Origin of the sequence: Tranquillimonas rosea, assembly GCF_900111315.1 — a bacterium.
GTDB classification, from domain to species: Bacteria; Pseudomonadota; Alphaproteobacteria; order Rhodobacterales; family Rhodobacteraceae; genus Tranquillimonas; species Tranquillimonas rosea.
In genome coordinates this window covers 333,091-351,007 of sequence record NZ_FOGU01000002.1, presented here as the reverse complement: position 1 = coordinate 351,007, position 17,917 = coordinate 333,091, and the positions used below count along the sequence as shown (strand labels likewise).

15 protein-coding genes are annotated in these 17,917 nt (G+C 67.2%); 5 read left to right on the top strand and 10 right to left on the bottom strand.

The window, feature by feature from the left end; all coding sequences use genetic code 11:
* Positions 1–32: 32 nt before the first annotated feature.
* Positions 33–1,811 carry an aspartate--tRNA ligase gene (gene aspS, locus BMZ25_RS04735; RefSeq protein WP_092689175.1) on the bottom strand — a complete coding sequence of 593 codons (1,779 nt, stop codon included), beginning with the start codon at positions 1,809–1,811 and terminating at the stop codon, positions 33–35.
* A gap of 323 nt (positions 1,812–2,134) precedes the next feature.
* Here aspS and BMZ25_RS04730 point away from each other — a divergent pair, with 323 nt between their 5' ends.
* On the top strand, positions 2,135–3,367 hold the full coding sequence (locus BMZ25_RS04730; protein ID WP_092689173.1) for an SAM-dependent methyltransferase: 1,233 nt from the start codon (positions 2,135–2,137) through the stop codon (positions 3,365–3,367).
* A gap of 143 nt (positions 3,368–3,510) precedes the next feature.
* Positions 3,511–3,957: an aminoglycoside 6'-N-acetyltransferase gene (gene aac(6') / locus BMZ25_RS04725; protein WP_092689170.1), complete on the top strand. Its 447-nt coding sequence runs from the start codon at positions 3,511–3,513 to the stop codon at positions 3,955–3,957.
* A gap of 103 nt (positions 3,958–4,060) precedes the next feature.
* On the opposite strand, the gene BMZ25_RS04720 is transcribed toward aac(6'), so the two are convergent.
* Positions 4,061–4,741, bottom strand: coding sequence for a CPBP family intramembrane glutamic endopeptidase (locus BMZ25_RS04720; protein ID WP_092689167.1), 681 nt, complete (start codon positions 4,739–4,741; stop codon positions 4,061–4,063).
* Positions 4,742–4,887: 146 nt separating this feature from the next.
* On the opposite strand from BMZ25_RS04720, the gene carB reads away from it, so the two are divergent.
* Positions 4,888–8,226 (top strand): carbamoyl-phosphate synthase large subunit, encoded by a 3,339-nt coding sequence (gene carB / locus BMZ25_RS04715; protein ID WP_092689164.1) that lies wholly within the window; start codon positions 4,888–4,890, stop codon positions 8,224–8,226.
* Positions 8,227–8,264: 38 nt separating this feature from the next.
* Here the strand turns inward: carB and BMZ25_RS04710 are convergent, their stop codons facing one another.
* Positions 8,265–8,768 (bottom strand): BrnA antitoxin family protein, encoded by a 504-nt coding sequence (locus BMZ25_RS04710; protein ID WP_092689161.1) that lies wholly within the window; start codon positions 8,766–8,768, stop codon positions 8,265–8,267.
* A gap of 181 nt (positions 8,769–8,949) precedes the next feature.
* Between BMZ25_RS04710 and BMZ25_RS04705 the strand changes: the two genes are divergently transcribed.
* Complete coding sequence (locus tag BMZ25_RS04705; RefSeq protein ID WP_092689158.1) at positions 8,950–9,381, top strand: DUF2267 domain-containing protein; 432 nt, start codon at positions 8,950–8,952, stop codon at positions 9,379–9,381.
* Between the two features lie 77 nt (positions 9,382–9,458).
* The gene (locus tag BMZ25_RS04700) at positions 9,459–10,040 is read left to right on the top strand and encodes a thymidine kinase (protein WP_092689155.1); all 582 of its coding nucleotides are present in this window, start codon (positions 9,459–9,461) and stop codon (positions 10,038–10,040) included.
* Between the two features lie 2 nt (positions 10,041–10,042).
* Here BMZ25_RS04700 and BMZ25_RS04695 read toward each other — a convergent pair whose 3' ends face one another.
* The 7 genes from BMZ25_RS04695 to BMZ25_RS04670 form a co-directional block, all read right to left on the bottom strand.
* Positions 10,043–10,993 carry a 2-hydroxyacid dehydrogenase gene (locus tag BMZ25_RS04695; protein WP_092689152.1) on the bottom strand — a complete coding sequence of 317 codons (951 nt, stop codon included), beginning with the start codon at positions 10,991–10,993 and terminating at the stop codon, positions 10,043–10,045.
* Positions 10,993–11,331, bottom strand: a complete 339-nt coding sequence (locus BMZ25_RS04690; RefSeq protein WP_092689149.1) for a tRNA-binding protein — start codon at positions 11,329–11,331, stop codon at positions 10,993–10,995. Before BMZ25_RS04690 ends, BMZ25_RS04695 begins: the two co-directional genes overlap by 1 nt.
* Positions 11,328–12,140, bottom strand: coding sequence for a pyrroline-5-carboxylate reductase (gene proC / locus BMZ25_RS04685; RefSeq protein WP_092689146.1), 813 nt, complete (start codon positions 12,138–12,140; stop codon positions 11,328–11,330). The genes BMZ25_RS04690 and proC overlap by 4 nt, the downstream gene beginning before the upstream one ends.
* Positions 12,141–12,315: 175 nt before the next feature.
* On the bottom strand, positions 12,316–12,819 hold the full coding sequence (locus BMZ25_RS04680) for a type III secretion system chaperone family protein (RefSeq protein ID WP_092689144.1): 504 nt from the start codon (positions 12,817–12,819) through the stop codon (positions 12,316–12,318).
* A gap of 275 nt (positions 12,820–13,094) precedes the next feature.
* Complete coding sequence (locus tag BMZ25_RS20720) at positions 13,095–13,232, bottom strand: hypothetical protein (protein WP_177190381.1); 138 nt, start codon at positions 13,230–13,232, stop codon at positions 13,095–13,097.
* A gap of 202 nt (positions 13,233–13,434) precedes the next feature.
* On the bottom strand, positions 13,435–16,581 hold the full coding sequence (locus BMZ25_RS04675; protein ID WP_092689141.1) for an efflux RND transporter permease subunit: 3,147 nt from the start codon (positions 16,579–16,581) through the stop codon (positions 13,435–13,437).
* Entirely contained in the window at positions 16,578–17,732 is a 1,155-nt protein-coding gene (locus tag BMZ25_RS04670; protein ID WP_235859773.1) for an efflux RND transporter periplasmic adaptor subunit, read from the bottom strand. The genes BMZ25_RS04675 and BMZ25_RS04670 overlap by 4 nt, the downstream gene beginning before the upstream one ends.
* Positions 17,733–17,917 lie beyond the last annotated feature (185 nt).

Genomic DNA, 17,917 nt, shown 5'->3' with positions numbered 1-17,917 from the left:
CGGCTAGGCGCCCGGACGCGCCCGCCCCTGCCCTAGTCCTCGGGCGGCAGCACCCGCAGCCGCAACTCGCGCAGCTGCTCGTTCGTCGGATCGGACGGTGCGCCCATCATCAGGTCCTCGGCCCGCTGGTTCATCGGGAACATGATGACCTCGCGGATATTCACCTCATCCGCCAGCAGCATCACCATCCGGTCGATACCGGCGGCACAGCCGCCATGCGGAGGCGCGCCGTACTGGAACGCGTTGACCATGCCGCCGAAGCGGGTGCGCACCTCGTCCTCACCGTAGCCGGCGATCTCGAACGCCTTGAACATGATGTCCGGCCGGTGGTTCCGGATTGCGCCCGACACCAGCTCATAGCCATTGCAGGCCAGGTCGTACTGGTAACCCTTCACCTCCAGCGGGTCGCCGTCCAGCGCCTCGAGCCCGCCCTGCGGCATCGAGAACGGGTTGTGGCTGAAGTCGATCTCGCCGCTTTCCTCGTCCTTCTCGTACATCGGGAAGTCGACGATCCAGGCAAAGGCGAACCGGTTCTCGTCGGTCAGGCCCAGCTCGGTGCCGATGACATTCCGCGCCCGCGACGCCACGCCGACGAACGAGTCCGGCTTGCCTCCCAGGAAGAACGCCGCGTCGCCCTTGCCCAGACCCAGCTGCTGGCGGATCGCCTCGGTCCGCTCGGGGCCGATATTCTTGGCCAGCGGTCCCGCCGGCTCGGGACCGTTCTCGCCCTCGCGCCAGAAGATATAGCCCATCCCCGGCAGCCCCTCGTGCTGGGCAAAGGCGTTCATCCGGTCGCAGAACTTGCGCGAGCCGCCGCCGGGCGCGGGGATCGCGCGGATCTCGGTGCCCTCCTGCTCCAGCAGCTTGGCGAAGATGGCAAAGCCCGAGCCGCGGAAATGCTCGCTGACGATCTCCATCTCGATCGGGTTGCGCAGGTCCGGCTTGTCGGTGCCGTATTTCAGCATCGCCTCGGCGTATGGGATGCGCGGGAACACCGCGTCGACGGTGCGGCCGCCGCCGAACCGCTCGAAGCAGCCGCGCACGACGGGCTCGATCGTGGCGAACACGTCGTCCTGCTCGACGAAGGACATCTCCATGTCGAGCTGGTAGAAGTCGGTGGGCGAGCGGTCGGCGCGCGGGTCCTCGTCGCGGAAGCAGGGCGCGATCTGGAAGTACTTGTCGAAACCCGACACCATGATCAGCTGCTTGAACTGCTGCGGCGCCTGCGGCAGCGCGTAGAACTTGCCCGGATGCAGCCGCGAGGGCACCAGGAAGTCGCGCGCGCCCTCGGGCGACGAGGCGGTCAGGATCGGGGTCTGGAACTCGTTGAAGTTCTGGTCCCACATCCGCTGGCGCAGGTCCTTCACCACCTCCGACCGCAGCACCATGTTGTCGTGCAGCGCCTGCCGCCGCAGGTCGAGGAAGCGATAGCGCAGGCGCGTCTCCTCGGGGTATTCCTGGTCGCCGAACACGGTCAGCGGCAGTTCCTTGGCGCTGCCCAGCACCTCGATGTCGCGGATGAAGACCTCGATCTCGCCGGTGGGGATCTTGGGGTTCACCAGGTCGGGCGCGCGCGCCTTCACGGTGCCGTCAATGCGGATGCACCATTCGCTGCGGATCTTCTCAACCTGGTCGAAGACCGGGCTGTCGCCGTCGCACAGGCACTGCGTCACGCCGTAATGGTCGCGCAGGTCGACGAACAGCACCCCGCCGTGGTCGCGCACGCGATGGACCCAGCCGGACAGGCGCACGGTATCGCCCACGTTGGCAGAGGTGAGATCGGCGCAGGTCTGGCTGCGATAGGCGTGCATGGAAAGGTCCTTCCGGGGCGAGGGGTGGCTCGGTTGCGGGCCGATACACCTTGCCCGCCGCGCGAAGTCAAGGGAGACGCCCGCGCGCGTCGCCCGAGGCCCGATCCGGTCGTTGCCAGAATATTGCACATGTCAGCCGACATGGCGCAAGATCTTGAAAACCGTGACCGCGCAGCAACGCTTACCCCTCGGGGGGCATTGAATTTTTGCACGATTGTCGCACCATTATGGCCGGAGGCGCGCGGTGGGGCGCGCACGCATTCAGAAAGGACAGGCAGCCGAAAGCCGACACCCGGCGTTCGACGCGCCTCAAGGGGGTGAAAATGTGGAGATGGCTTCTGGACCGGTTCGTCCGACAAATCATCGAAACCGGATCGCTGAAGGTCACCTATCCCGACGGAAGCGTCGGCCAGTACGGTGACGGGACGGGCACGACGGTGCACGTCACCCTGCACCAGACCGCGATCATACCGAAGCTCCTGCGCGATCCCGATCTCGGCGTGGGCGAGGCCTATACCGACGGCACGCTGACGATCGAGAACGACGACCTGCGCGGCTTCATGACGATCGCGCTGACCAACGGCAAGTCGCGCAACGGCTACTGGACCCAGCGCATCCTGAACGCCGCGCGCAAGACCTTCCGGTGGCTCCAGCAGAACAACGTCATGGGACGGTCGAAGGACAACGTCGCCCATCACTACGACCTGTCGGGCGAGCTCTACGATCTGTTTCTCGACGCCGACAAACAGTATTCCTGCGGCTACTTCCCGCGTCGTGGCATGCGCCTCGACGAAGCGCAGGAGGCCAAGAAGCATCACATCGCCCGCAAGCTCCTGATCGAGCCGGGGATGCGCGTGCTCGACATCGGCTGCGGCTGGGGCGGCATGGGCCTGACGCTGGCGCGGGATTACGGCGCCGAAGTCGTGGGCGTGACGCTCAGCGAAGAGCAGATCAAGGTCGCCAAGGAACGCGCCCGGGCCGAAGGGCTGGAGGACAAGGTCGACTTCCGCCTGCAGGATTACCGCGAGGTCGAGGGCACCTTCGACCGCATCGTGTCGGTCGGCATGTTCGAGCATGTCGGCGTGCCCTATTACCGCGAGTATTTCAGCCACATCCACGACAAGCTGACCGAGGACGGCGTCGCCCTGATCCACACGATCGGCCGGGCCGAGCCGCCGGGCACCACCTCGTCGTGGATCGCCAAGTACATCTTCCCCGGCGGCTACGTCCCGGCCCTGTCCGAGATGATGGCGCGGGTCGAACCCGAACACCTCATCGCCACCGACATCGAGGTCTGGCGGCTGCACTATGCCGAGACGCTCAGGCAGTGGGAGGCGCGCTTCACCGCGAACGAGGACCGCGCCCGCGAGCTTTATGACGAGCGGTTCTGCCGGATGTGGCGCTATTACCTGATCGCCTGCGAGATGAGCTTCCGGCACACCGGACAGGTCGTCTTCCAGGTGCAGCTCACCCATCGCCACGACGCCGTTCCGCTGAGCCGCGACTACCTCTATCGCGACGACGTCCCCGCCGAACAGCGCCACGCCGCCGAGTGACGGCCCCGCGGGGGGCCGCCGTCGGCGCGGCCCCTTGCCGAATTCAGCGCAGCGCCGATGGGGTGAGCTGCCGGGAAACAAGCCATTTGGATGTCGGGTTCGCGGACGTTGCAGACGTTCTTGACTGCAGGCAAGCTTGAAAAATGCCGATACGGATCGCCAAACCTGCGGATATCGAGGCATGGGCTGAATTGCGCGCCCAGCTTTGGGAGGATACGTCGCTCGACGAGCATCGGGACGAGATAGCGGCGATGCTTTCAAGGCCCCGAACGGAATGCGCCACCTTCTTGGAGGACGGTGGTAAGGGTGATCTCCTTGCCTTCGCGGAAGCCGCCTTGCGCCGGGACCACGTGAACGGGTGCGATACGACGCCGGTTGCTTTTCTGGAGGGTATCTTCGTGCGTCCCGCACATCGGCAACGTGGCCTCGGTGCCCAATTGTTGCGAGCGGTCCGATCCTGGGCGAGCGAATCCGGATGTTCAGAGCTTGGCTCAGACGCAGATCTCGCAAACGAGGAAAGCCACGCTTTCCACGCGGCCATGGGCTTTGAAGAGACCGAGCGTGTCATTTTCTTTCGAATGCGACTGTAGATCGGGCAGGTTGGGCTGGCACTGCCACGGATGAGTTGGCGGCCCTCGCGGGAAGTCTGTTGAGGGCTCAAATTCGCCAAGGCCGCGCCTCCCGCATTATCCCTCAGAACGGCCGCGTCACGTTCCCGGAATAGAAGAACACGCCCAGCCCCAGCGCAAACACGATGATCCCCGAGATCGCGTGCAGCAGCAGCGCCTCGGGAAAGTTGCGGCGGATGCGGTAGGAATAGCCGAAGGCGAGGCTGCCGAAGAAGGTCATCGCGGCGACCACCCAGCTCCAGTACATCAGATGCGCCATCGAGAAGAGCGCCGCGTTCAGCGTCACCTGCGCCCACGCCCCACCCGGCAGCAGCAGGCCGTAGCGGCGAAAGAACAGCGGACGGAACAGCAGCTCCTGCGGCAGCGCCGACAGCACAGGATAGAGCACCGCGATCATCAGCATCAGGCGCGGATTGCCTGTGACCAGCCGCCCGAAGGCCTCGGGCGCCGTCGCCTGCACCACGCCATAGCCCGTGGCCGCCGTCGCCACCGACCAGCCCAGCACCAGCAGCGGCGAGATCCGCCCCGCCCCTTGCACCAGCTCGTCCCAGCCGAAGCCCGGCGTCAGGTGCAGCAGGGCGATTCCCAGCACGGTGACGGCGAACAGCCCCGGAAACAGCGCGTCTGGCGGCAGCACCACGGCCATCGCCAGCGGCGCCGCCACGAACAGCAGCGCGAACTCGACCCAGAGCTGGGCCTTGCGTCCCGCGCGCGCCTGCGCCGCCGTTCCGCGCGTGTCGGCCATCCCGCGCCCCTCGCTGCCGTGCCGCCCGCTGCCACAGATGGCCCGGAACGACCCCGCGGCAACCCGCCTTGAGCGCAAACGGCCCCGGCCCCTTGCAGCGGCTGCGCGGGCGTCTATAAACCGCACGGATTTGCCCGGGGGACGCCATGCCGAAACGCACCGACATCCAGTCGATCATGATCATCGGGGCGGGGCCGATCATCATCGGCCAGGCCTGCGAATTCGACTATTCAGGCGCACAGGCCTGCAAGGCCCTGCGCGAGGAGGGCTACCGCGTCATCCTCGTCAACTCGAACCCCGCGACGATCATGACCGATCCGGGGCTCGCCGACGCCACCTACATCGAACCGATCACCCCCGAGATCGTCGCCAAGATCATCGAGAAGGAGCGCCCCGACGCCGTCCTGCCCACGATGGGCGGCCAGACCGGCCTGAACACCGCGCTCAAGCTCGCCGACATGGGCGTGCTGGAAAAGTTCGGGGTCGAGCTGATCGGCGCCAACCGCGACGCCATCGAGATGGCCGAGGACCGCGGCCTCTTCCGCGAGGCGATGGACCGGATCGGCCTCGAGAATCCCAAGGCCACCATCGTCTCGGCCCCCAAGACCGGCGACGGCGGGTTCGACCTCAAGGCCGGCGTCGCCCGCGCCATGGACGAGCTCGAACATATCGGTCTGCCCGCCATCATCCGCCCCGCCTATACCCTTGGCGGCACCGGCGGCGGCGTGGCCTACAACCGCGACGATTACGAACATTACTGCCGCTCGGGCATGGACGCCTCGCCCGTGGGCCAGATCCTGGTCGACGAATCCCTCCTCGGCTGGAAGGAATTCGAGATGGAGGTCGTCCGCGACAAGGCGGACAACGCGATCATCGTCTGCGCGATCGAGAACGTCGATCCGATGGGCGTGCATACCGGCGACTCGGTCACCGTCGCCCCGGCGCTGACGCTGACCGACAAGGAATACCAGATGATGCGCGCCGGCAGCATCGCCGTCCTGCGCGAGATCGGGGTCGAGACCGGCGGCTCGAACGTGCAATGGGCGATCAACCCCGATGACGGCCGCATGGTCGTCATCGAGATGAACCCCCGCGTGTCGCGCTCGTCGGCGCTGGCGTCCAAGGCCACCGGTTTCCCGATCGCCAAGATCGCCGCCAAGCTCGCCGTCGGCTACACGCTGGACGAGCTGGACAACGACATCACCAAGGTCACGCCGGCCTCGTTCGAGCCGACGATCGACTACGTCGTCACCAAGATCCCGCGCTTCGCCTTCGAGAAGTTCCCCGGATCGGAACCCGTCCTGTCCACCGCGATGAAGTCGGTGGGCGAGGCGATGGCGATCGGCCGCACGGTGCACGAGAGCTTCCAGAAGGCGCTGTCCTCGCTGGAAACCGGCCTGTCGGGCTTCGACGAGATCGAGATCCCCGGCGCGGCGGACGAGGGCAAGCCCGCCGTCGTCGCCGCCCTGTCGCGCCAGACCCCGGACCGCATGCGCATCATCGCCGAGGCGATGCGCTTCGGCATGGACGACGACGAGATCCAGGCGATCACCAAGTTCGACCCGTGGTTCCTGGCCCGCATCCGCGAGATCGTCGAGACCGAGGAACAGGTCCGCAAGGACGGCCTGCCCGTCACCGAAGAGGGCCTGCGCCGGCTCAAGTCGATGGGCTTTACCGATGCCCGCCTCGCCATGCTCACCGGCCGGGACGAGGCGCAGATCCGCCGCGCCCGCCACAATCTCGGCGTCACCGCGGTGTTCAAGCGGATCGACACCTGCGCGGCCGAGTTCGAGGCCCAGACGCCCTACATGTACTCCACCTACGAGATGCCCGTGATGGGCGAGGTGGAATGCGAGGCGCGGCCCTCGTCCCGCAAGAAGGTGGTCATCCTCGGCGGCGGCCCGAACCGGATCGGCCAGGGGATCGAGTTCGACTATTGCTGCTGTCACGCCTGCTTCGCGCTGACCGAGGCCGGCTACGAGACGATCATGGTCAACTGCAACCCCGAGACCGTCTCGACCGACTACGACACCTCGGACCGGCTCTATTTTGAGCCGCTGACCCTGGAACACGTGATGGAGATCCTGCGCGTCGAGCAGGAGCGCGGCACCCTGCACGGCGTCATCGTGCAGTTCGGCGGGCAGACCCCGCTCAAGCTCGCCAACGATCTCCACGCCGCCGGCATCCCGATCCTCGGCACCACGCCCGACGCGATCGACCTCGCCGAGGACCGCGAGCGCTTCCAGGAGATGTTGTACAAGCTGAATCTCAAGCAGCCGCGCAACGGCATCGCCTCGTCCCACGAGCAGGCCATGCAGATCGCCGAGCGGGTGGGCTTCCCGCTGGTGATCCGCCCGTCCTATGTCCTCGGCGGCCGCGCCATGGAGATCGTGCGCGACGAGGCCCATCTCGACCGCTACATCCGCGAGGCGGTGGTCGTCTCGGGCAAGAACCCCGTCCTGCTCGACAGCTACCTGTCCGGCGCGGTCGAAGTCGATGTCGACTGCCTGAGCGACGGCACCGATGTCCATGTCGCCGGCGTGATGCAGCACATCGAAGAGGCCGGCGTCCACTCGGGCGATTCCGCCTGCTCGCTGCCGCCCTACACGCTCGACGACGACACCATTGCCGAGCTCGAGCGTCAGACCCGCGCGATGGCCATCGAGCTGGGCGTCGTCGGCCTGATGAACGTGCAGTTCGCGATCAAGGACGGCGAGATCTTCGTGCTCGAGGTCAACCCGCGCGCCTCGCGCACCGTGCCCTTCGTCGCCAAGGCCACCGACAGCGCCATCGCCTCGATCGCCGCGCGCCTGATGGCGGGCGAGCCGCTGTCGACCTTCGACCGGCGTCCGCCCTACCCCGCCGGCACCTCGCCCGACGACACGCTGCCGCTGGCCGACCCGATGACGCTGGCCGACCCGGCGATGCCGTGGTTCTCGGTCAAGGAGGCGGTGCTGCCCTTCGCGCGCTTTCCGGGCGTCGACACCCTGCTCGGCCCCGAGATGCGCTCCACCGGCGAGGTGATGGGCTGGGACCGCTCGTTCCCCCGCGCCTTCCTCAAGGCGCAGATGGGCGCCGGCGTGCACCTCCCGACGGAAGGCACCGCCTTCCTGTCGATCAAGGAAGCCGACAAGACCGAGCAGCTGATCGAGACGGCGCGCATCATCGTCGATCTCGGCCTGCGGATCGTCGCCACCACCGGGACCGCCGCCTACCTATCCGAGCACGGGATCGACTCGACCCACGTGCACAAGGTCTACGAGGGCCGGCCGCATATCGTCGACCTGATGAAGGACGGCGGCGTCGACGTGGTGATGAACACCACCGAGGGCGCGCAGGCCGTGGCCGACAGCCGCGAGATGCGCAGCGTCGCGCTCTACGACAAGATCCCCTACTTCACCACGCTCGCCGCCTCCCACGCCGCCGCGCAGGCGATGCGGGCACGACAGGAAGGCGAGCTGGACGTGCGCAGCCTTCAGGGCTGAGCCGCCCTTCGGCGCCGCCGCGACGGCGGCGCCGGGCGCTACCTTCCGTCGGCGGCATCCGACGCGCGGACCATCTCGCGCATCTCCTCGACGATCTCGCGCTGGCGGGCCGCCTCCAGCGCGACGGTCACCCGGCCCATCTGCTCGGCGTTGTCGCCCCATTCGGTGCGCGTCTCGGACAGCTGCGCCCGGCGGAACCCGATGTCCACGGTATCCGGCCCCTCGATCATCCGTGCCAGGCGCCCGTGCATCCATGCGCTCAGCACCCGGTTGATCCGCGCCTGGTAGCCGGACCCCATCGCGCGGAAATACGTCACGATGTCCGCGTCCAGCCGCAGGGTGATCCGCTGCTTCTGCTGCGAGGGGTCGGCGGCGATCTGGTGCCATTCCTTCGGGACGACGCTGCGGGCCTGCGCATGGCTGAAGAGGTCGTACTCGATCATCTGCAACGCGTCGAAGAACAGCCCGGCCTCGCGCCGCTCGGCCTTTGTCATCCGTCTCAGGTCGGTCTCGGGGATCGTCGTCGGATCGGTCCGGGGCATCGCGGATCTCCTCTCTGGTCGCCCGGCATCCTGCCCCGGAAATGGTTAATGGACCGCGAGACCATCGTATGCCGCCCTGTGCACGCGCGGTGCACGCCCGGTGCACGGATTGTGCATCGGTCCGGAACCCGCTCCGGGGCGGTCGGCGTTGCCCGGTCAACAGACGATACCGGAGGACACCATGCCCGAGATGGGACTAGAGGTCATCGACCGCACCGTTAACGATACCAACAACTGGCTGAACCAGATCTCCACGGATCTGGGCTGTGACAAGAAGCACGCCTACCACGTCCTGCGCGGCGGTCTGCACACGCTGCGCGACCGCATGACGGTCGAGGAAGCGGCCCACTTGTCCGCCCAGCTGCCGCACCTGATCCGCGGCATCTACTACGAGAACTGGCGCCCCGCCGACGCCCCGCAAAAGCTGCGCGACCGCGAGGAATACCTTACGATCATGGTCGAAAACGTCGGCGACCGGGAAACCGAGGACGACCCCGAAGAGGCCGCCCGCGCGGTGTTCCGCGTGCTCAAGGCCAATGTCGATCCCAACGAACTGCGCCATGTCGGCGCGCTTCTGCCCGACGACGTGACCGAGCTGTATCAGGCCGCGTAACGCCCTCTCCGGCCCGCCTTTCGTGGCGGGCCGGACCCCGCTTGCCGCCCTCGCCGCACCGGGCTAAGGCACGCGCGATGGCCAAGCTCTATTTCAACTATTCCACGATGAACGCGGGCAAGAGCACCGTGCTCCTGCAGGCCGCCCACAACTACCGCGAACGCGGCATGACGACCTACCTCCTCACCGCCCGCCTAGACCGCCGCGCCGGCGAGGGCCGCATCGCCTCGCGCATCGGCATAGGTGAGGCCGCGGATACCTTCGCCCCCGGCGACGACCTGTTCGAGCGCCTGCGCACGCACCCGCAATTCCCTGATCTTGCGTGCGTTTTCGTCGACGAGGCGCAGTTCCTCACCGAAGAGCAAGCCTGGCAGCTGGCGCGTGCGGCGGACGATCTGAAGCTGCCGGTGATGTGCTATGGCCTGCGCGTCGACTTCCGCGGCAAGCTGTTTCCCGGCTCGGCCACCCTGCTCGCCCTGGCCGACGATCTGCGCGAAATCCGCACCATCTGCCATTGCGGCCGCAAGGCGACGATGGTCGTCCGTCAGGACGAGACCGGCCGCATCCTGACCGAGGGCGAGCAGATCCAGATCGGCGGGAACGAGACCTATGTTTCGCTCTGCCGCCGCCACTGGCGCGCGGCCACCGGCGAGCCCTGAGCTCAGACCAGATTCGGCAGCGTCTCGCCGTCGAGATAGGCGGTCAGGTTGCGCACCGCCATCAGCCCCATCTCGGTCCGGACCTCCAGCGCGGCGGTGCCCAGATGCGGCAGCAGCACGACGTTCTCCATCCCGCGCAGCGCCTCCGGCACCTCGGGCTCGCGTTCGTAGACGTCCAGCCCGGCCCCGGCGATCGTCCCGTCCTGCAGCGCGCGAATCATTGCCGCCTCGTCGACGATGTCACCACGCGCGATGTTAACGAAATATCCAGCCGCCCCGAGCGAAGATAGCACGTCGCCGTCGATCAGGCGCCGGGTCTGCGGCGTGGCGGGTACCGCGCAAACCAGAACGTCCGCCGCCTCTGCCACTTGCGTCAGGCTGTCCAGCTGGCGCCCGTAAACATCCGAGTCCGCAACGGAAGATCGATTATGAAACACGACCTCCATTCCGAAACCGGCCTGCGCCCGACGGGCGATCGCCTTGCCGATCCGTCCCATCCCGACGATGCCCAGGGTCTTTCCGCCCAGGTGCATGCCAAGCAGCTGCGTGGGGTGCCATCCGTCCCACTGCCCGGCCCGCACCATCCGCTCGCCCTCGCCCGCACGGCGGCAGGTCATAAGGATCAGCATCATCCCGATATCGGCTGTCGCGTCGGTCACGGCGCCCGGCGTGTTGGTGACACGGACCCCGGCCGTGCCCGCGGCATCCGTGTCGATATGATCGGTGCCGACACCGAAATTGGCAAGGATGCGGCACCGGACGTCGCCCGCGAACGCCTCGGCCGTGAAGCGGTCGCGCAGCGTCGGCAGTATCGCGTCGTAACGGGCCAGGGCGTCGGCACAATCGGCAACGTCCATCGGCACGTTGCTTTCGCGCAGCGTCACTTCGAAACGGCCGCCAAGCGCGTCGACCACGGGCTGCGGCATCGGGCGGGTGATCAGCAGTGAGGGCATCAGTAAAGCCTCCCGCCCAGCGGCACGTCCTGATCGGGCCGGACCAGCACGACCTCTCCGTCCTCGTCAGGCACGCCCAGCACCAGGACCTCGGACAGGACCTTGCCGATCTGGCGCGGGGGGAAGTTCACTACCGCCATGACCTCGCGCCCGACCAGGTCATCGGGGCGATAGTGCCGGGTGATCTGGGCCGAGGACCGCTTTTCGCCAAGCTCGGCGCCGAAATCGACCCAGAGCTTGATGGCCGGCTTGCGCGCCTCGGGAAACGGCTCGGCGCGGGTGACGCGGCCGACCCGGACGTCGACCTTCTGGAAATCCTCCATGTCGATCTCGCTCATCCCTTCAACTCCCTCGAGCGGTCGGCCGCGGCGGCGACGGTGCGCTGCATCAGCGGCGGCAGACCGGTTTCCTCGTCCATAAGCACCTCAAGCCCCGCTTGCGTCGTGCCGTTGGGTGAGGTGACGTTCTTGCGCAGCTGGCCCGGATCCTCGTCGGAGTCCTCGGCAAGTTGCCCGGCCCCGCCGACCGTCGCCTTGGCAAGCTTCAGCGCCAGCTCGGGATCCAGCCCCTGCGCCTCGCCGGCCCTGGCCAGCGACTCGATCAGGTGGAACACGTAGGCCGGCCCGGAGCCGGAGACGGCAGTGACGGCGTCCATCTGCTCTTCGCTGTCGAGCCGCACGGTCTGGCCCACGGCGCGCAACAGCTCTTCGGCCACCGACAGGCTGTCGGCGCCGCGCCGGTTGGCGATCAGCGCCGTGACCCCGCGGCCGATGGCGGCGGGCGTGTTCGGCATCGCGCGGATCACAGGCGTCGCCGCGCCGAAGACGCTTTCGAAATACCCGATGGCGGTGCCCGCCGCGATCGACAGCACGACCGTGTCGCCGCCGCCGTAAGAGCCAAGGTTCGGAACCGCATCGCCCATCATCTGCGGCTTCACGGCGATCAGCAGGATCGCCGGCGCCTCGGGCAGATCGACGTTCAGGTTCAGGCCGTCCAACCCGCGCAGCCATTCCGACGGGTTGGGATCCTGCACCCAGACCGAACTGGCCGGAAGCCCGTCGTTCAGCCACCCGGCCAGCATCGCCGACCCCATCTTGCCACAGCCAAGAAGCACAAGCCCCCGGTCGTGCACCGCCTGCATGTCCATCGCAGCGTTCCCTCCGATCCGTTTGCAGGGCAGCCTATACCGCTGCCGCCAGAGGTAAAGGGAGGCCCGAACGCGGACCCGCCGCCGAAGCGGGCGCTGCGGCGGCGGGTCATTGCCTGCGATGTAACCACGTCCGGGGCCGCCGGGCCCCGTCCGCCCCTGTCAACGGCGGATCTTACGCCCGTCCGTATGCCTCTGCGATGGCCACCTGCATCGCCTCTTTCGGGCTCTGGTCGCCCCAGGCCACCAGCTGAAACGCCGGATAGTACCGCTCGGCCGCCGCCAGCGCGGCCCCGATCATCGTGTCGATCTGCTCGGGCCCGGCGATCTGCCCGCCGGAAAGGACCAGCCCATAGCGGTAGACCATCAGTTTCTGGTCCGCCCAGAAGCTGAACGCGCCGGCCCAGCAGCGATCGTTCGTCGCGTTCAGCGTCTCGTAGAGCTGCGGCAGTCGGTCTTCCGGCGGCTCCATGTCGAAGGTGCAGATCAGGCGCAGCGTCTCGTCCACGCCGGACCAGGCCAGCGTGATCGCATAGGTGCGCCACTGCCCCTCGACCGCCATCGCGATCTGATCGTCGGCCACGCGGTCGAAATCCCAATCGTTATGCTCGGCCAGATGCTCGACAATATCGATCGGATGGATGTCTCCGGTCTCGAAATACTGCTCGGAAAGCGACATAGCGCGGCCTCTCGGGTTATGGCCCGGCACGGCATTCGCCCTACCAAGGCTGGGTGCCTGCTCAAGGGACGGGATGGGATCACCTGCCCCTCACCAAATATGGTGTGACCAAAGTATGACCCTGTAAAGCGAAATGTTGGAGACAACCTCACCTTCTTGTGGATAGCTCCAAGCCACCCACACTCGATGGACACGCAATCCATCCAGAGACGGTCGTCACAAGGCTCCGCGCCAGCGTGTCGGGCCCGGTCGGGAGGACGCATTGCAGGACGGTCTCAGAGCAGAAGGACGATACCGGCAAAGACCACGGCGATCAGGCCCGCCGTCACCGCGAAGACCAGACCTTCGCCGAACTGCTGTGGTCGCGTCTTGGCGGCGTGGCACAAGCCGCAATACGCGCCGGACGCACGCATACGATGACCGCATTCTATGCACCGAAAGAACCTGAGGGCCATTGCGGCACTCCAATTAAATGATCTGCTTTGAAAAAAGGCACCGTGCGAACGGCGCGGAGACGTCTACCAAGTGAAAATTTATAATCAACTCAGTACGTTATAGCAACACACCAATAAATAGAGAGCGCGCCCGGCGAGCACTTCATGGTTGCAGGCGCGATCACTCCGCCGGCGCGGCCGCCGCACCTCCCTGACGCCGTTCCGCGCGGCGCTGGCGCCATGCGGCGGTGTTGGCGCCCAGCATCAGCATCGCAGGGGTCACGATGAGCGTCAGGATCGTGGCCACGACAAGCCCGCCCGCGATGGCGCTGGACAGTTCCGTCCACCATTGGGTCGAGGGCGCCCCGTAGACGATCTCGCGGCCGAAGAAGTCAATGTTCAGCCCGATCACCATGGGCATCAGCCCCAGCGCCGTCGTGAGCGAGGTCAGCACCACCGGCCGCAGACGCTGCGCCCCGGTGCGCAACACCGCCTCCAGCGGCGAAAGGCCGGTCCGTCGCATGTCGTTGTAGGTGTCGATCAGCACGATGTTGTTGTTCACGACGATGCCCGCCAGCGCGATGACACCGATCCCGCCCATCACCACGCCGAACGGACGGCCCGTCACCAAGAGCCCCAGCAGGACGCCGGCCACTGAGAACACGATAGCCGACATCACCACGAAAGCGTGGTAGAAGCCGTTGAACTGGGTGACGAGGATGGCGAACATAAGGCCGATCGCGGTCAGGAACGCGCCCACCAGGAAGATCATCGCATCCTGCTGATCCTCGGCCTCGCCGCCGAAGGACCACTCGACGCCGTCCGGCAGGTCCGCCGCAACGAGCGCCTGGCGCAGTTCCGCGATCTGTTCGCTCACCAGAAGCCCCGGCGCGACATTGGCGGCGACCGTGACCACCCGTTGCTGATCCACCCGCTTGATCGTGCCGGTGCGCGGCGCGGGTTCGAACGACACGAAGTTCGAGATCGGCACAAGCCCGGACGAGGTCGGCACCCGCAGGTTTTCGAGCTGTTCGAGCGTCCGGTCCGACGACGGAAAGCGCACGCGAATGTCGACCGCGCCCTCGGCGTCGTCGGGGCGGTAGTCGGCCACCGTGATGCCCTGCGTGATTAGCTGGACCGCCTGCCCCAGCAGGCTGACATCCGCACCGAACCGCGCGGCCTCGGAGCGGTCGACGGACAGGCGCCACTCGACACCGGGCAGCGGCGTGGTGTCGGTCACGTCAGTGAAGCCCCCTGTCCGGTCCATCAGGGTGCGCACTGTCTCGACGACCTGCTCCTGCGCGTCGCGGTCGTTGGTGCGCACCTCGAGCTGCACTGGCTTGCCGGCGGCGGGGCCCTGGGACTGGGTCTGGACCTGCACGTCGATGCCCGGGATTTCCGCCATCTCTGTGCGGATCTGCTCGCCGATCACCTCAGCGGTGCGGCGGGTGTCCCATTCGGTGAGCTCGAGCTGGAGCGTGCCGATCACCTCGGCATCGTCGCGGCTGTCGGCGGACGAGCGGGCGTAGACGCTGGCGATCTCGTCATAGTCGTAGAGCCGTTCCTCGACCCGCCGGACCAGCGCGTCGCGCTCGTAGATCGAGAAGTTGTCGCGCGCACGGACCTGCACCTGCATGAAGTCCGGCTCCACCGACGGAAAGAAGCTCGTGCCGTTGCCGAACTTCTCGTAGAGCCCGAACGCCGCCAGCAAAAGCGCGACGGCGAACAGCAGGGTGGCCACGGGCCGCAGGACCGCTGCCTGCAACAGGCGGACATACCTCCCCGTTGCGCCGCCGATCCGGCGTGGGTCGCCCGCCTCGGCCTCGTGCAGCGCGGCCTTGGCCGCGGCGGATTGCGGCTGCCGCTTGCCGATGATGCCACCCACCACCGGGATGAACACCAGCGCCATCGCCAGCGACGCCCCCAGCGTCAGGATGACGGTGATCGGCAGGAACTTCATGAACTCGCCCACCACGCCGGACCAGAACAGCAGCGGAAAGAACACGCTCAGTGTCGTCGCCGTCGAAGCGATGATCGGCCAGGCCATGCGCTTGGCGGCATGGGCATAGGCCGCCTTGGGCCCGTGGCCCTCCTGCAGCTTGCGGTCCGCCAGCTCGGTCGTGACGATAGCGCCGTCGACCAGCATCCCCACCACGAGGATCAGCGAGAACAGGACGACGATGTTCATCGTGTAGCCCATCGCCCAGAGCGCCGCGACACCGCTGAGGAACGCGCCCGGAATCGACAGACCCACCAGCAGCGCCGAGCGCAGGCCGAGCGCGAAGACGATCACGATCATCACCAGGATGATGGCGGCGATGACGTTCGCCTCGAGATCGTTGAGCATGTCCTCGACCTGCTCGCTCTCGTCCTGGAGGTAGGTGATATCGACGCTTTCGGGCCAGTCGGCGCGGGCGCTGGCGATGATCGCCTTGGCGGATTGCACGGTCTCGATGATGTTCGCGCCCGCCCGCTTCTTGATCTCCAGCGCCAGGGCCGGCTGGCCGTTGATCCGCGCGAAACTGGTCGGGTCCTCGAAGGTGCGCCGGATCGTGGCCACGTCGGAAAAGCTGACGACGGTGTCGCCGCGCACCTTGACCGGCATTTCCATCACGTCGTCGATATTCTCGATCAGACCCGGCACCTTCAGCACCAGCCGCCCCGCCCCCGTCTCGATCGCGCCCGCGGCGATCAGAAGGTTGTTGCGGTTGATCTGGCTGATGAGTTCGTCGAACGAGATGTCGTAGGTCTCGAAGACGGTCGGGTCGATCAGCACTTCCAGAAGCTCGGTCCGCGCACCGCCGACATCGACCTCGAGGATTCCCGGTGCGCTCTCAAGGTCGTTCTGAAGTCTCTCGGCAAGGTCGTTCAGCGTCCGCTCGGGCACCGGGCCGGACAATGTCGCGGTCAGGATCGGAAAGAGCGCGGTGTTGACCTCGGTCACGGTGGGTTCGGTGGCATCCTCGGGTAGCTCCGCCTTGGCGCGGTCCACCGCTTCGCGCACGTTGCTCAGCGCCTCGTCGGCATCGAAGCCCGGCTCGAACTCGAGCGTGACACTCGCATAGCCCTCGCCCGCCGAGGCGCTCATCTCGTCCAGCGAGGTGAGCGCGCCAAGCTCGGTCTCCAGCGGCTCGACCAGCAGGCGCTCGGCATCCTCGGGCGAGATGCCGTCGACGGTCGTGACGACATAGATCGTCGGGATCGGGATCTCGGGAGAGCTTTCCTTGGGAATGTTCACATAGGCGAAGGTCCCGACCGCCAGGATCATCACCAGGGCCAGCGCGACGACCCGGCTGCGCGAGAACGCCGCGTCGATCAGTGCGTTCATGGCTGTTCACCCTGCGCGACCTGCGCGCCGAACATGTCCTCGACCTTGGGCGCGACCTCTTCGCCCGCGCTGACGAAGCCCTGTCCGACGGTAATGATGCGGGCACTGTCGGGCAGGCCCCGGACCCAGATGCCATCGGTCTGGGCGCGCACGATCTCGACCTCGTGAAAGACGACGCGGTCCTCTTCGTCCACCGTTTTGACGCCCAGCTGCCCCTCGGGGCCGAGCGACAGGATGGCCGGCGACAGGAAATGCGCGACGACCTCTCCGGTGGCGACGCGAACCTCGGCGCTGACGCCCGAGGGTATCGTCCCGCCCTCGTTCGGCACGGTGATCTCGGCCAGGAACGTCCGGGTCTCGGGATCGGCGCTGGAGCCCAGGAAGGTGATCTCGCCCTCGCGGCTCTCGCCGGTGATGAAGGTGACTTCGGCCGTCTGCCCCACGTCGAGCCGGCCGATCGTCTGCTGCGGCACCTGTAGCGTCACGGTCAGGGGCTGGGTGTCGAGGATGCGGCCGACCTCGCCGCCGGCCTGCACGAACTCGCCCGGATCGATCGGCAGCTCTTCGACGCGGCCGGCGAAGGGCGCGCGAATCTCGGTGTCGTTCAACGCCTCCTGCGCGCTCGTCACGCCGGCCTCGGCGGCGGACAGCGCGGTGCGCGCCTCGGCCACCCGGTCGACGGTGGAGGTGCCGCGCTCGAGCAGGGCGCTGGCATTGTCGAACTCCCGTTGCGCGCGGGACAGTTCTTCTTCCGCCTGCCGCAGGTTGGCCTCGGCGCTGGCGCGCGACAGCCGGGCGATGATCGCCCGTTCTTCGACCATGGCGCCCTTGTCGACCAGCACCTCCGCGACCTCGCCCGAGATCTCGGCGCGGATCGTCGTCTCGCGGTCGGGCTGCGCCTGCCCCTCGGCCACGAAATATTGTGCGACGCTTTCGGCCTCTGACGGGCGCACGGCAACCGCGATTGGATCGTCCGCCTGTTCGGCGACCGGCTCGGACGTCGGCTCGGGCCCGGACGGAAAGACGAGCCCGCTGGCCATCCAGCCGGTCAGCAGGACGACCAGCGCAAGGGCGATCCACGCCGCGCGCGAGGCCCCGCGGTCGTCGGTGAAGGAGAGCGGCTGGCGCTCTGGCTCGTCGTTCTCGGGCAAGTCCTGCCTCCTGTCGTGTCCGAGTGTTCGCGGCACCGCGCACTTCCGAATGGCGGGGAGAGGCCTCCCCGCCTGCGCATGCCATCCGGCCACTGTTCGCCCGAAGGTGGGCACGGAAGCGAAGGACGTCCAGCCAGAACGCTGAAATGCCGCTGCGTCACCCGCCATCGCGGACCAGGAGGCCG